Origin of the sequence: Austwickia chelonae (genome assembly GCF_003391095.1) — a bacterium.
GTDB lineage: Bacteria > Actinomycetota > Actinomycetes > Actinomycetales > Dermatophilaceae > Austwickia > Austwickia chelonae_A.
Genome location: NZ_CP031447.1, coordinates 1,263,717 through 1,276,971, shown reverse-complemented (window position 1 = coordinate 1,276,971; position 13,255 = coordinate 1,263,717). Strand labels below are relative to the sequence as shown.

The window sequence follows — 13,255 nt, the reverse complement described above, 5'->3', positions numbered from 1 at the left end:
GGTCTACATCGGCGGGCGCATGGGGACCATGAGTGGTCGGTCCTTGATCCTCGCCCTGTGCGCTCACCTGGTGGCCAAGGAGGACAACCTTGCCCGCCAGGCCGACTCCAGATCAGGAAGTCGCCATCCGGTGACGGTGTACAAGGTATCTGCGACCCCAGGGCTGTCGCTCCTGTCGCCCCGCGCCTGACGGATCCACCGACACAATGCGACCTCCCCGTGTGTCTCCGCCACGACTCGGCAGGCCAACCAGGCAGAGGCATAAGCCTCCTGACGGGACTCGCCGGAGAAGTCCTTGTCCTCGGGGAGATGTTGGGGCACGCCCTGTCTGCTCACCCGGCGCACGAGATCGGCGGCCACTGCGTCTTCCGGTAGGGACAGCTGTCGATAGGCCACGTACTCGCAGAACCCCTCGTCCAGCCACAGCGGTCGGGGACCTCCCAGATCACGCCGCAGCACCAGGTGAGTGAACTCGTGGGCAAGGACAACGGTCTTTCCCTCGTCCAGGAGCCGCCCCCACATCGCAGGGTTCACCACCACCCGATCAGCTCCTATGCTCTGCCCCTCACGCACAGCACCGACCGTGACCGCAGGGATCTGCCCACCACTCCCGTGTTGAACGCCCCATTTCTCATAGTGAGCAGCCGACGCCGGCAGCAAGACCACCGGTCGGCTCTTCTCCCCCGCCCACAGCTCATGGACACGGGCAACCGCGGCGTCAGCGCAGGACACGGCCTCAGCCTGATGCGCTGCCGGTGCTGCGCCCACCATCAGGCAATCGGCTCCTCGGCGAACCTGTGCCCCTGGCTCTTCCCACGGAAAAGCTGCTTGCCCGACCCGGCGAGGGATCTGACCTTCTAGCTGCCACCATGTCATCCCCGTCGCCGCAGCCCAATCCGCGCCGTCGATCCGATAACTCATTTCCGCCCCCAGATCCTGCCCGGACCGGCGAAAGGAAGAGTAGGAGACCTCACGCACGCCCAACGCCTGCATGACAGCGAATCCGCCCACGCCGTCGTCCAATCCAGCTGTTTGCAGGATGCTTCCAGCCCATCCGGTCTCATCACCGCGGTGATAGGCCTCGGCCCTCTTGGACAACATCTTCGCCAGCTCCGCCAACCCAGGATCGGAAGAGTGCCCAGGCTGCACGGACCCGACCGGGTCGGCGCAGGACGCGGCCACGGCTCCGCAGAGCATGATCGTGCCCCAACCCACGCCACGCAGGAGATCACGCCTGCTCACGAATTCTGCGGAGGACATTCCGTCATGTTAGATCCGGGCATATCGACTTATGGCACATGACCGAGAGACGTGTCCGGTTAGAGTATCGAGGTGATCACCGCCATCGTCCTCATCCATGCCGACGTCGACCGGATCCCCGAGGTAGCGCAAGACATCGCCGGTCAGCCTGGCGTCCGCGAGGTCTATTCGGTGACCGGTGACTGCGACCTCATTGCCGTGGTCCAGGTAGACCGCCATGAAGAATTCGCCGACGTGATCGCCGACCGATTGAACAAGACCTCCGGGGTGCGCAGCACGCGCACCCACATCGCTTTCCGTCAGTACGGCACCGAGGACATGGATGCCGCTTTCGCGATCGGGCTCGACTGACCGCCCTCAGCGTCCACGGCAGGCACGGGTCGCCGACCGCCAACGATCCAGCGCCCTTGCGGCGGATCCGGTGTCGATCGATTCCTCGGCCCGGTCCATCCCCTGGCGCAGATCATGAACGAAGTCCCGGTGCTCGTGTCCGCTGTCCGGACTCATGATCGCCAATGCGAGGCCGGCGTTGAGCACCACAGCGTCTCGAACCGGGCCCTGCCGTCCGGCCAGGACCTCCCGAACCACCTGAGCGTTCTGAGCTGGATTTCCGCCGCGCAGAGCCGACAAAGGTGATCGGGTGACTCCTAATTCGTCCGGATCGACACGGTACTCACGCACAGCTCCATCACGCACCCACCACACCTTCGATGTGGTGGAGATCGTGAGCTCGTCGAGCCCGTCGTCACCACGCAGCACGGCGGTATCTCGCCCCCGGGAAGCGAAAACCCCCGCCATGAGCGGTGCAAAGGCCTGATCGGCGACACCGATCGCGGCATGGGTCGGCCGAGCCGGATTGGTCAGTGGACCCAGGATGTTGAAGACCGTCGGGATACCCAAGTCACGGCGCGGCCCTGCGGCATGTCGCATCGCAGGGTGAAAGACCTGCGCGAAGCAGAAAGTCATCCCCGACGTGCGGGCCACCTCGGCGACCTGTTCCGGCCCAAGGTCCAGCGCGACGCCGAGTTCTTCCAAGACGTCAGCGGTCCCCGAGCTCGAAGAGGCTGCACGATTACCGTGCTTCACGATGGTCGCCCCCGCACCGGCGCACACCAGAGCTGCCATCGTCGAGATGTTCACGCTGTGTGAACCGTCCCCGCCCGTGCCCACGATGTCCAAGGTGGGGCCAGGAACCGTGATCGGTCGGGCGTGCGCCAGCATCTCCTCAGAGATGGCGGCCAGCTCACCTACCGTCTCACCCTTGGCCCGTAAAGCGACCACGAAAGCAGCCAGCCGTGCCGGAGACGCCTCACCGTTCATGATGTGACGCCATGCCCAGGTCGTCTGCAAAGGAGTCAGGTCGTGACCGGACAGCAAAGCGGTCAAGATCGTGGGCCAGCTAGGACCGGCCGTCACGTTCAAGCCGGAGTCACCGCTTCCCGCGCCGATGTCTCGGCAACCACTTTCGCCATCTGCACCGGGTCGAGCGGATGCGGGACCACGCCGTCGGCATAAGACCAGGCGGCGAGCCAGTCGTCCTGTGGCCGACCGGTGAGCACGACCACGGGAGGGCATTCGAAGATCTCATGCTTGAACTGGCGGCACATCCCGAGCCCACCGAAAGGTGCAGACTCCCCGTCGAGGATCAACAGGTCGAAAGTATTCGATCGAACAGCTTCCTCAGCCGCCACCGGGGTTGCGCACTCGAACCACGACTCGATCTCCACCTCACGGGAGGGACGTTTACCGACGGCGACCCGCACGGCATCCCGTGTGGACCGGTCGTCGCTGTAAAGAAGGACACGTAGGCGACGGGGCGCGGCGGCACCCTCGGTTGCTGCGGCATCGACAGCGGATTCGGGGGAGGTGCTCATAGGGCGATCCTACCCGCGTCGTTCCACGGTGGATGTCTGTACCGATCCTCCTCGGAAAACACGTGACCGACGTCCACCCGGTCTGATCCGGCCAGCTGACCACTCGTGAAAACGCAGGTCCACACACCGCTCGTCCGAGACAACCGACCGCTGAGCGATGATCTGTTCGACGCACCGCCTCGCCCTGCTCAGCGGGCCTGATCACCCCCGATCGTCAGGCAATATTGCGGCCGTGGCGACCGAAACCTCCGTTCATTCCCCTGCACCTCGTGTGATCCCCGGGCACGGCCCGGTCACACGACCGAATATGGCATCGGTCGCGACCATGGTCTGGTTGGCCAGCGAACTGATGTTCTTCGCGGGACTCTTCGCCATCTACTTCACCATCCGCTCCGTTCGACCGGACCTGTGGGCCGATGGCACCGCCAAGTTGAACTTCTGGTTCGCCTTCGTCAACACGCTGATCCTGGTCATTTCCTCGGTGTGGTGTCAGTTCGGGGTCTTCGCCGCGGAGCAAGGCCGGGGGTCACGTACCGGGAAGCTCCTGACCCTCCATCCGATCAAGGAATGGGGCATGCGCGAGTGGTACGTCCTGACCTATCTCTTCGGCGCGGTCTTCGTTGCCGGGCAGGTCTGGGAGTACGCAACCCTCACCTCCGAGGGCATGACACTGAGTCACAACGCCTACACCTCGGCCTTCTACATCACCACCGGTTTCCACGGCATCCACGTCACAGGAGGGTTGATCGCCTTCCTGCTCATCATCGGACGCAGCTTCACCTCGCGCCGTTATACCCACAGGCAGGCCACCGGCGCCATCGTCACTTCGTACTACTGGCATTTCGTCGACGTGGTGTGGATCGCACTGTTCGTCACGATCTACATCTTGAAGTAACCAGCACACCCCGCCACACCAACTGCGCTCCGACCCCAAGGAACCACTGACGTGAAAGCCCTCGCCGCCCGCCGTCGACACCCCGCCGCCTTCGTCATCCTTCTCCTGCTCGGGCTACTGATGACCGGCGGCGCTTACAGCTTCTTCGCCCCTGGTTCCGCGCAGGCTGAAGCGGGCTCCTCCTCCCAGGACATCGAAACCGGCAAGAAGCTCTTCATGGCGAACTGCACGACCTGCCACGGCGCCAATGCCACCGGAACCCCGGACGGGCCGAGTCTCGTCGGGGTAGGTGCCGCTGCGGTGGACTTCCAGGTCGGGACCGGACGCATGCCACTGCCCCAGCAAAATGTCCAGGCCAAGCGCAACAAGGTGCAGTTCAGCGACACCGAGATCAAGCAGATGGCCGCTTATGTCGCTTCCCTGGGCCCCGGCCCCGCAGTTCCCGATCAGAAGTACATCACCGCCGAGGGCGCCAACCTGGCCCGTGGTGGGGACATCTTCAGGGTCAACTGCGCCATGTGCCACAACTACGCCGGGTCAGGCGGAGCCCTGACCCGAGGGAAGTTCGCTCCCCCGTTGCGAGGAATCGAAGGCAAACACATCTACGAGGCGATGCTCACCGGGCCTCAGTCCATGCCGGTCTTCAACGACCAGAACATCACTCCCGAAGAAAAACGGGATGTGATCGCTTATCTGCATGAACTGGACAAAGCCAACAACACCGGCGGGCACACCCTGGGTTCCTTCGGCCCGGTCGCCGACGGCTTCTTCCTGTGGCTGATCGCCATCCCGATCATGATCGGCTCCGCCGTTTGGCTGGGCCGCAAGGCCGCCTGACCCTCTCCTCCCCAGGACGACCACGCCGCAAGGCAGGTCTCGGTACCGACAGGAACGACGAATGAACGAGAACGGCTCTCCTTCCGGGGCGACAGGGAACAGTCGTCCTGAGAACCCGCATGTGACCGGCCACGAAGTCTCCTTGGGGGACGGGCACGTCCCCGGCACAGCTGTAGCTGTCACCGATCGCTTCGAGAATCCCGGTCTGCCCCCGCATGTCCTGCGGCACGCCGATGTCGACGAGCGCGCGGCGAGACGTGCTGAACGGCAAGTAGCCGGGCTCTTCTGTTTGTCCATCGTGGGCACGATCGGTTTTGTCGTCGCCTATTTCACCCTGCCGATGAACCACATGGTTTTCGTCCCCTTCTTCGGGAACCTGGACCTGTTGCACACCCTCTTCGGACTCTTCCTGGGTTTCTCGCTCCTGGGCATCGGCCTGGGCGCAGTGCACTGGGCCAAGACCTTGATGCCCGATGAGGAGGTCGTCGAGCACCGACACCCCGTGGTCTCCAGCGAGGAGGACCGCCAAGGTGTGCTGGACACCTTGCAGCGCGGCATGGAAGAGAGCCAGCTGGGTCGGCGAAAACTGATCCGCCTGGCGGGCGGAACCTCCTTGGCCATCTTCGCCCTGCCCTTACTGATTCAAGTCGTCGGCGGGCTGGGCAAGATGGGCGACGCTGACCGAGAGCTGCGCAACACCTTCTGGCGTAAGGGGCTACGCCTGATGACCGATCCGGAGAACCGCCCGATCAAAGCGACAGATGTGACCCTCGGCTCGGTCTATCACGTCCTCCCCGAGGGAATCCACGACAAGCCCAAGCAAAAACCTGCTCCTGGACAGACCTTCGACCACGACGAGAACCTGGGCGTCCTGGAGCGCAAGGCGAAAGCCGCTGTCCTCCTCATGCGTCTGGATCCTGCGAAGTTCGCCAGCACCAAGGCCCGCGACTGGGGATTCCAAGGGATCGTGGCCTACAGCAAGATCTGCACCCACGCAGGCTGCCCGGTCGGCCTGTACGAGCAGCAGACCCACCATCTCCTCTGTCCCTGCCACCAATCGACCTTCGATGTCACCAATGACTGCGAGGTCGTCTTCGGCCCGGCGAAACGCCCTCTGCCGCAGCTGAAGATCACCGTGGATAAAGAGGGATACCTGGTCGCCGACCAGGGATTCATGGAGCCTGTCGGACCGAGCTTCTGGACGCGTGCGCGATGACCACTCATTCCTCCCCCTCCTCGCAGGAGCGCGCCCGCGCTGCTGCCGATTCCCTCCGTGCTGAGGACAGCTCGGCGCCCCGCTCGACATCTCGGCACCGTTCGGAGAGCAGTGGTGCCGCCAACTGGTTCGACGAACGCACTGGCGCTGCCAAACCGCTGCGTTACCTGATGAACAAGGTCTTCCCTGACCACTGGTCGTTCATGCTGGGTGAGATCGCGATGTACTCCATGCTCATCGCCCTGATCACCGGTGTCTTCCTGACCTTCTGGTTCGTCCCCAGCGCCGGGCACGTCGTCTACGACGGCAGCTATGTCCCGCTCAAGGGGCTGGCGATGTCCGAGGCCTATGCCTCGACCCTGAACATCAGCTTCGACATCCGTGGTGGGCTCCTGATCCGTCAGCTCCATCACTGGTCTGCGCTCTTCTTCGTAGCCGCTGTCGGCCTCCACGCCTGCCGAGTCTTCTTCACCGGCGCCTTCCGCAAGCCCCGTGAGATCAACTGGGTCATCGGCACCGTGCTCCTCCTGTTGGCCTGCATCGAAGGTTTCGCCGGCTACTCGCTGCCCGACGACCTGCTCTCCGGTACCGGTATCCGGGTCATGGAGGGCTTCGTCGAGTCCTCGCCGATCATCGGCTCGTACTTGTCATACATGATCTTCGGTGGAGCCTTCCCCGGAGAACACATCATCCCCAGGCTGTACATCGCCCACGTCCTGCTCATCCCTGCCCTCATCATCGGTCTGTTCACCGCGCATCTCATCCTGGTCATGGTGCACAAGCACACCCAGTACCCCGGGCCGGGCAAGACCAATGACAACGTCGTGGGCTTCCCCGTGATGCCGGTGTACGCCGCCAAGGCAGGTGGATTCTTCTTCATCGTCTTCGGGATCATCGCGCTGATCTCAGGGCTGGTGGCGATCAACCCCGTCTGGATGTACGGCCCCTACGATCCTTCCCCCGTCACCGCCGACTCCCAGCCCGACTGGTACATGGGGTTCGCCGACGGGGCCTTGCGGCTGCTCCCTGGGCAGCTGGAGTTCGAGATCCTGGGATACACCCTCAGCCTGAACCTGGCAATCGGGTCGATCATGCTCCTGCCCGTGGTCTTCACCCTCATGGGCGCATATCCCTTCTTCGAGGCCTGGGTGACCGGCGACCGTCGCGAGCACCACCTGCTCGACCGTCCCCGCAATGCACCGGTGCGGACCGCGATCGGTGTCGCTGCGCTGACCGCATACCTGGTGATGTTCCTCGCTGCAGGCAACGACCTGATGGCGATCAAGATGGGGCTGTCCATCAACGACATCACCCGTGCGCTGCAGGTCCTCTTCTTCGCAGGGCCGGTCATCGCTTTCTGGGTGACCAAACGGCTGTGTCTCTCCCTGCAGTTGGCTGACCGCTCCAAGGTCCTGCACGGTCACGAGACCGGGCGTATCGTCTTCACCGAAGGAAGCGGTTTCGCCGAGGCCCACGAACCCTTGGACCCCTACCAGCGGTGGAACCTGGTGCAGCACGAGTCGCCGAAGCCGCTCGACGCGGGTCCTGTGACCGACACGATGGGCAATACCGATCCGAAGTCGAAGCACGGAAGAGCACGCTCGTTCTTCTCCCGGTTCTACTTCGCCGACCGGATCGAGCCAGTCACTCCGTCCGAGTTCGCCGAAGCACAAGACCATCATCATGACTATGCGGCGATGCTCCAGTCGGATCCGGCCGGACGTGGTCCACAGGCCATCGGTCGGCATGGCACAGCGGAGCCGGTAGATCAGGAGAACGCTCCCACCGATCAACCGGCTGGGAAGAGCTGATCAAGGAGTCACCCACGACAAGTGAGGGCCGTCGACCCGAAGTGGTTCAGGGGGACGGCCCTCACCCATGTCCAGAAGCAGCGAACCGGGAGTCCCGCTCACGAGGCAAGTAGTTCGCGGAGCCTCTCGGAAATCTCCGCCTCCGCCTGAGACGCATCCACCTCCACCACTTTCGAGCGGGAAGTCGCACCGGACACCAGGTTCACCTGACGCGGCCTGACCCCTAAAGCCTCTGCGACTGCCTTCAACGCCGCTTCGGTGGCCTGACCGTCGACAGCCCGGGCATTCACAGCTACACACAGTTGTGGACCATCCGGAGCTTCATAGCTCCCGCCCACCCGTGTCCGAGAGGCTCCTGGACGGACGCGTAGCACAAGTCGCATAGCTTCATTCTCCCCCGATGAGAGGATGCCTCCATGACAGTCGAGATGAGCCGGATAGAGTTCGAGGAGGCCGTCGCCGACGCGCTCGACGCGGTCCCAGCCGACCTTCTCGATCTGATGGACAATGTGGTCTTCTTCGTGGAGGACGAGCCCGACAGCGAACTCGGTGCCGATTGCCTCGGCGTCTACGAGGGCATCCCCAAAACCGAACGAGGTTGGGAATGGGGAGAACCGATGATGCCCGACCGGATCTTCATCTTCCGCGGGCCGACCTTACGGATGTGCAATTCATTCGAAGAGGTCGTCGACGAGGTCGCGATCACCGTCGTCCACGAGATCGCCCATCATTTCGGCATCGACGACGAACGGCTACACGAACTCGGCTGGGGATGACGGACGGCGTGCATCCGCTTCTCCAGAGGAGAGCGCGGACACACGCCGTCCGTCGCACAGGGGCCGAGCCGCTCAGCCCTTCATCGGGCCTTCTGAGGAGCCGACTGCGTTGACCGCAGACTTCGTCTGCCATTCCTCCCAGGTCCACAACCAGACCGGGATTCCAGCCTGTTCCGGCTTGAGCTGGTAGTTGGAGTTGACCGTCTCGACAACGTCACCGTATTGGGCTTTGCCGAACAACCACTCGGCGTCACCGGGCGCCATGTTCACGCACCCGTGGGAGACATTCGCTTTGCCCTGCTGCCCCACCGACCACGGTGCCGAGTGCAGGAATTCGCCGCTGTCGGTAATCCGGAGCGCCCACTGGACCTTCGTTCGATAGTACTCCGGGTCGCTCTTACCCACGCCGAAGGTCGAGGAGTCCATGACGATGTCAGGGTGTTTGTCCTGGATCACCTTGGTCCCGGCGCGGGTCTCGAAACGCTCGCCGGCCCGTCCTCCACTGATCGCGAAGGACTTGACCGTCTGTCCGTTCTCGATCAAGGTCATCGAATAAGCAGCCAGGTCGACCTTCAGGACCCGCTGGGTACCGATGGTCAACTTCGCGCCATTGTCCTCGGCGAGGTAGGTATCCGGGGCGATCTTGGTGCCAGCCAGCGGCGCTTTCACCTCGATCTTCGTCCCTGACGTCCAGTAGGTCTGCGGCCGATAGAGCAAGGTTCGGTCATTGGTCCATCCCCATGACCCAGGCTGGCTGGGGCTCGCGGTGATCGACATCTGTGACTCGATCTGTGCTTTGGCTTCGGGGGTGGTGATCGGTGCATTGAATTTCACCTGAACGGGCATCCCTGCGCCGACTGTCCATCCGTCGGGAGTGACCGTGTAACCGATGACCTTCTTGGCAGTGAGCGTCGTGAACGAGGTCGTGGAGGTGCTCTCCTGTCCATCCTTGCTCCGAGCGGTGGCCGTCACCTTGTAGGTCGTTTTGGGTGCCAGATTTCGCTGCGAGGACCACACCTTCTTGTCGTCGCCGACCTTCCCGTCGACGCTCCGCTTCCCGTCCTCGCTGGCGACCGTTACCGTTCCGATCTCGCCGTCGAGTGCTTTCACCGTGATGACGCTCTCCGGAGAGACATCTTTGGTCCCGTCCGGGACGGACACCTCGATCTTGGCCTCAGCCGACTTGGTGTCGATCACAGCCTTATCGCTGCGTTTCTCCCCCTCGTCCTGGCATCCGGAAATCAATGCTGTGACTGACAGGGTCAGCCCTGCCACAATCGCCCAATTCCTGCCAAGGGGTACAGCTCTGCCCACCGTGTTCTCTCCCAGCTCTGCGCACCGCAGGCCAAATCCGCAGCGCCTTAACCGAACACCAACTTCACATTTCCCCCTGGCAAATTCCTGAGTCGCCATGTGCCTGCTGGAGCCGTTTAGCGGAAACTCCAGAGGTGAAAGGGGCGTCTAGCGTAGCCAGACACCCCTTTCGATATGTTCACAGATCGGTATCAGTCAGATTCCGATATCGCCGCGGAAGTACTCGAAAGTCCACCCCAAAAGGGAAATCACCCCAAAAAAGGCGCCGACGATGAAGATCCACCAGCCGACGGCCAGCCCCAGGAAGAGCAGCAGCGCCGAGAGCGCCAAGGGCAACGGCCACCAGCTGTACGGGCTGAAGAAACCGTACTCCCCTTCCATCTGACCGATATGACCGTCAGGGTCATCTTCCGGACGGGCGTCAAGGGTCTGCGCCGTCTTGGAGAGGTACCACCCGATCATTCCGGTCATCAGACCGGTCAGGAAGATACACACCGTGCCTACCGGTTCCACCCCATCGGGGGTGAAGACCGCCGTCGCCCAGGCGTAGACCGCTGCGGTCAAGATGAAAGGCACTGCCCCGTACTGGAACAGTTTGGCCTCTACCTTCATCGGGAGTGACCTCCGTCACCGTCTGTGGACGCAGACTGCTGCGCCCCTACCTCGGTCGTGGACGCGCCACGCTGACTGTGGAGAGCTTCCAGGACGGCCTTGTCCGGAGCCGGGCTACTGATGTCCTCAGCATCCGGGTGGTGGAGGTCGAAGGCCGGCCGCTCGGAACGGATACGAGGAATGCTGTTGAAGTTGTGCCGCGGCGGTGGGCAGGAGGTCGCCCACTCCAACGAACCCCCATAACCCCACGGGTCGTCGACCGTGACCCGTTTGTTCTCCTTATGCGTCTTCCAGATGTTGTAGAAGAAGGGCAGGAAGGAGACTCCCAGTACCACCGAGCCCACTGTCGAGATGATGTTCAACAGACCGAAGTTGTCCTCGACCATCCAGTCGCCGTACCGCCGGGGCATGCCCTGCACCCCGAGCCAGTGCTGCACCAGGAAAGTCGCGTGGAAGCCGACGAAGAGCAGCCAGAAATGCCACTTGCCGAGTTTCTCGTCGAGCATCAGGCCGGTGAGCTTGGGCCACCAGAAGTAGTAGCCGGCGAACATCGCGAAGACGACGGTGCCGAAGACGGTGTAGTGGAAGTGAGCCACCACGAAATAGCTGTCGGACAGGTGGAAGTCCAAGGCGGGACTGGCCAGCACCACACCGGTGAGCCCACCGAAGAGGAAGGTCACCAAGAAGCCCAACGCCCAGACGATCGGCGTCTCGAAGGTGATCGAGCCACCCCACATCGTGCCGATCCAGTTGAAGAACTTCACCCCGGTGGGTACTGCGATCAGCATTGTCATCACGGAGAAGAACGGCAGAAGAACCTGACCGGTCACATACATGTGGTGCGCCCAGACCGTCACCGACAGCGCGGCGATCGCGATGGTCGCGAAAATCAGGCCCTTGTAACCGAAGATCGGTTTGCGGGAGAAGACCGGGAAGATCTCGCTGACGATCCCGAAGAAGGGCAACGCGATGATGTAGACCTCGGGATGACCGAAGAACCAGAACAGATGCTGGTACAAGATCGGCCCGTTGTTGGTCACGTCGTAGATGTGCATCCCGAAGAGCCGGTCGCCGGCCAGGCCCATGAAGGCTGCGGTCAACACCGGGAAGACCATCAGGATCAGGATGGAGGTCACCAGGACCGTCCAGGTGAAGATCGGCAACCGGAACATCGTCATTCCCGGGGCCCGCATACACACGATCGTGGTGATGAAGTTGACCGCACCCATGATCGTGCCGAACCCGCCGAGCCCGAAGCCAAGGATCCACAGGTCGCCACCAAGGCTGGGGGTGAAGGTGGAGTTCGACAGGGGAACATAGGCGAACCACCCGAAGGAGGCGGCGCCGCCCGGCACCAGGAATCCGGAGACGGCCATCAGGCCACCGAAGAGGTAGAGCCAGTAAGCCAGCATGTTCAGCCGTGGCATCGCCACGTCGGGAGCCCCGATCTGCAGCGGGAGCAGAGCATTGGCGAATCCGGCGAAGAGCGGGGTCGCGAACAGCAGCAGCATGATCGAGCCGTGCATGGTGAACATCTGGTTGAACTGTTCGAGGTTGTGCAGGACCTGCAGGCCCGGCGCGACCAGCTCAGCTCGGATGATCAGGGCCATCACGCCGGCGATCAGGAAGAAGAACATCGTGGTGACGAAGTACAGGTTGCCGATCACCTTGTGATCGGTCGAGGTGATGAGCGACACGAAGCGCTGACCCTTGGTCGGCTTCCTCCGCGTCGCCGGTACCCCGGCGACATGTGTAGGTGTCAGTACGGTCGACATCAGCGCTTCCCCTCCGGTCTCCACTGCATGCGGCCTTCTTGGCCAGGCTCGAGCTTTGCTCGGTTGAGGCTGTTGTCGAGCATGCCGGTCTGGCCCTTGGCCCGCAGCGACTGCATGTGCTTGTCGTATTCCTCCTGCGAGACGACCTTCACGTTGAACAGCATCGTCGCGTGGTACTGGCCGCAGAGTTCGGCGCACTTACCTTGGTAGGTGCCTTCCTCCGTGGGGACGACCTGAAGTTTGTTGACCTTGCCCGGGATCATGTCGAGCTTCTGCTGAAAGGCCGGCACCCAGAAGGAGTGGATGACATCCCTCGCGGTCAAGACGAACTCGACGCGTTTGCCTTTGGGCAGGTAGAGCGTCGGCAGGGTCTCTTCGACCCCTGGTTTTCCGGTCAGCTGGGCTTGGACTCCAGATTCCCAGACCTCTGCCTCGACATAGTTGAAATCCCAGCTCCACTGTTTCCCGACGACGTTGATCGTCACATCGGGTTTCTGGCTGGTGTCGAGGAGGATCGCTTCGTCACGTGCGGTGTAGTAGAAGAGGACGCCGATCATCATGACGGGGATAACGGTGTAGCACAGCTCGATCGGCACGTGATACCGCAGCTGGGGCGGCAAACCGACGTCGTCCTTCTTACGCCGGTAGGCCACCATGCACCAGATCGTGAGCCCCCAGACGAAAACCCCCACGCACAGTGCCGCGATCCAGCCGCCCACCCACAGGTCCTGGACACGCTGCGCGCCCTCAGAGGCGCCGCGAGGAAGGAAACCTCGCGAGAGTTCCTCGCTGCTGCAGCCGCCGAGTGCGAGAACCGCCAGGGCCGTCATGGCTGCGATGCTCGTCACCCGTCGCGGTTGGCGGCCGCGGGTGTCAGGATGCCGA

14 protein-coding genes are annotated in these 13,255 nt (G+C 62.8%); 6 read left to right on the top strand and 8 right to left on the bottom strand.

Annotated elements, in window-relative coordinates; genetic code table 11:
- Nucleotides 1-63 precede the first annotated feature (63 nt).
- Nucleotides 64-1,260, bottom strand: coding sequence for a hypothetical protein (locus DX923_RS05665; RefSeq protein WP_116113306.1), 1,197 nt, complete (start codon nucleotides 1,258-1,260; stop codon nucleotides 64-66).
- A gap of 72 nt (nucleotides 1,261-1,332) precedes the next feature.
- Between DX923_RS05665 and DX923_RS05660 the strand changes: the two genes are divergently transcribed.
- Nucleotides 1,333-1,611: an Lrp/AsnC family transcriptional regulator gene (locus DX923_RS05660; RefSeq protein ID WP_116113305.1), complete on the top strand. Its 279-nt coding sequence runs from the start codon at nucleotides 1,333-1,335 to the stop codon at nucleotides 1,609-1,611.
- 6 nt (nucleotides 1,612-1,617) lie between these two features.
- Here the strand turns inward: DX923_RS05660 and trpD are convergent, their stop codons facing one another.
- Nucleotides 1,618-2,676, bottom strand: coding sequence for an anthranilate phosphoribosyltransferase (gene trpD / locus DX923_RS05655; protein ID WP_116113303.1), 1,059 nt, complete (start codon nucleotides 2,674-2,676; stop codon nucleotides 1,618-1,620).
- A 2-nt stretch (nucleotides 2,677-2,678) separates the two neighbouring features.
- Nucleotides 2,679-3,134 (bottom strand): response regulator transcription factor, encoded by a 456-nt coding sequence (locus DX923_RS16635; protein ID WP_116113301.1) that lies wholly within the window; start codon nucleotides 3,132-3,134, stop codon nucleotides 2,679-2,681.
- A 307-nt stretch (nucleotides 3,135-3,441) separates the two neighbouring features.
- Here DX923_RS16635 and ctaE point away from each other — a divergent pair, with 307 nt between their 5' ends.
- From ctaE to qcrB, 4 genes are all read left to right on the top strand, one after another.
- Complete coding sequence (ctaE, locus tag DX923_RS05645) at nucleotides 3,442-4,029, top strand: aa3-type cytochrome oxidase subunit III (protein ID WP_240322769.1); 588 nt, start codon at nucleotides 3,442-3,444, stop codon at nucleotides 4,027-4,029.
- Between the two features lie 51 nt (nucleotides 4,030-4,080).
- The gene (gene qcrC, locus DX923_RS05640) at nucleotides 4,081-4,866 is read left to right on the top strand and encodes a cytochrome bc1 complex diheme cytochrome c subunit (RefSeq protein ID WP_116113300.1); all 786 of its coding nucleotides are present in this window, start codon (nucleotides 4,081-4,083) and stop codon (nucleotides 4,864-4,866) included.
- A gap of 61 nt (nucleotides 4,867-4,927) precedes the next feature.
- Nucleotides 4,928-6,082 carry a cytochrome bc1 complex Rieske iron-sulfur subunit gene (qcrA, locus tag DX923_RS05635; RefSeq protein ID WP_116113298.1) on the top strand — a complete coding sequence of 385 codons (1,155 nt, stop codon included), beginning with the start codon at nucleotides 4,928-4,930 and terminating at the stop codon, nucleotides 6,080-6,082.
- Nucleotides 6,079-7,893 (top strand): cytochrome bc1 complex cytochrome b subunit, encoded by a 1,815-nt coding sequence (gene qcrB, locus DX923_RS05630; protein ID WP_116113296.1) that lies wholly within the window; start codon nucleotides 6,079-6,081, stop codon nucleotides 7,891-7,893. The genes qcrA and qcrB overlap by 4 nt, the downstream gene beginning before the upstream one ends.
- A gap of 98 nt (nucleotides 7,894-7,991) precedes the next feature.
- Here qcrB and DX923_RS05625 read toward each other — a convergent pair whose 3' ends face one another.
- Complete coding sequence (locus DX923_RS05625; RefSeq protein ID WP_116113295.1) at nucleotides 7,992-8,276, bottom strand: DUF167 domain-containing protein; 285 nt, start codon at nucleotides 8,274-8,276, stop codon at nucleotides 7,992-7,994.
- A gap of 33 nt (nucleotides 8,277-8,309) precedes the next feature.
- On the opposite strand from DX923_RS05625, the gene DX923_RS05620 reads away from it, so the two are divergent.
- Complete coding sequence (locus DX923_RS05620) at nucleotides 8,310-8,669, top strand: metallopeptidase family protein (RefSeq protein WP_116113293.1); 360 nt, start codon at nucleotides 8,310-8,312, stop codon at nucleotides 8,667-8,669.
- A gap of 72 nt (nucleotides 8,670-8,741) precedes the next feature.
- Here the strand turns inward: DX923_RS05620 and DX923_RS05615 are convergent, their stop codons facing one another.
- The 4 genes from DX923_RS05615 to ctaC all read right to left on the bottom strand — a co-directional run bounded on the left by DX923_RS05615 (nucleotide 8,742) and on the right by ctaC (nucleotide 13,200).
- Nucleotides 8,742-9,944, bottom strand: coding sequence for a L,D-transpeptidase (locus DX923_RS05615; protein WP_162872799.1), 1,203 nt, complete (start codon nucleotides 9,942-9,944; stop codon nucleotides 8,742-8,744).
- A 234-nt stretch (nucleotides 9,945-10,178) separates the two neighbouring features.
- Complete coding sequence (locus DX923_RS05610; RefSeq protein WP_116113290.1) at nucleotides 10,179-10,595, bottom strand: cytochrome c oxidase subunit 4; 417 nt, start codon at nucleotides 10,593-10,595, stop codon at nucleotides 10,179-10,181.
- Nucleotides 10,592-12,370, bottom strand: a complete 1,779-nt coding sequence (gene ctaD, locus DX923_RS05605) for an aa3-type cytochrome oxidase subunit I (protein ID WP_116116181.1) — start codon at nucleotides 12,368-12,370, stop codon at nucleotides 10,592-10,594. The genes DX923_RS05610 and ctaD overlap by 4 nt, the downstream gene beginning before the upstream one ends.
- Nucleotides 12,370-13,200 (bottom strand): aa3-type cytochrome oxidase subunit II, encoded by an 831-nt coding sequence (gene ctaC, locus DX923_RS05600; protein WP_116113288.1) that lies wholly within the window; start codon nucleotides 13,198-13,200, stop codon nucleotides 12,370-12,372. Before ctaC ends, ctaD begins: the two co-directional genes overlap by 1 nt.
- Nucleotides 13,201-13,255: the final 55 nt, after the last annotated feature.

Excerpts from the sequence above, each read along its gene's own strand:
- DX923_RS05665 (WP_116113306.1), bottom strand. The coding sequence starts at position 1,260 with ATGTCCTCCGCAGAATTCGTGAGCAGGCGTGATCTCCTGCGTGGCGTG.
- DX923_RS16635 (WP_116113301.1), bottom strand. The coding sequence starts at position 3,134 with ATGAGCACCTCCCCCGAATCCGCTGTCGATGCCGCAGCAACCGAGGGT.
- ctaE (WP_240322769.1), top strand. The coding sequence starts at position 3,442 with ATGGCATCGGTCGCGACCATGGTCTGGTTGGCCAGCGAACTGATGTTC.
- qcrA (WP_116113298.1), top strand. The coding sequence starts at position 4,928 with ATGAACGAGAACGGCTCTCCTTCCGGGGCGACAGGGAACAGTCGTCCT.
- qcrB (WP_116113296.1), top strand. The coding sequence starts at position 6,079 with ATGACCACTCATTCCTCCCCCTCCTCGCAGGAGCGCGCCCGCGCTGCT.
- DX923_RS05625 (WP_116113295.1), bottom strand. The coding sequence starts at position 8,276 with ATGCGACTTGTGCTACGCGTCCGTCCAGGAGCCTCTCGGACACGGGTG.
- DX923_RS05620 (WP_116113293.1), top strand. The coding sequence starts at position 8,310 with ATGACAGTCGAGATGAGCCGGATAGAGTTCGAGGAGGCCGTCGCCGAC.
- DX923_RS05610 (WP_116113290.1), bottom strand. The coding sequence starts at position 10,595 with ATGAAGGTAGAGGCCAAACTGTTCCAGTACGGGGCAGTGCCTTTCATC.
- ctaD (WP_116116181.1), bottom strand. The coding sequence starts at position 12,370 with ATGTCGACCGTACTGACACCTACACATGTCGCCGGGGTACCGGCGACG.
- ctaC (WP_116113288.1), bottom strand. The coding sequence starts at position 13,200 with ATGACGGCCCTGGCGGTTCTCGCACTCGGCGGCTGCAGCAGCGAGGAA.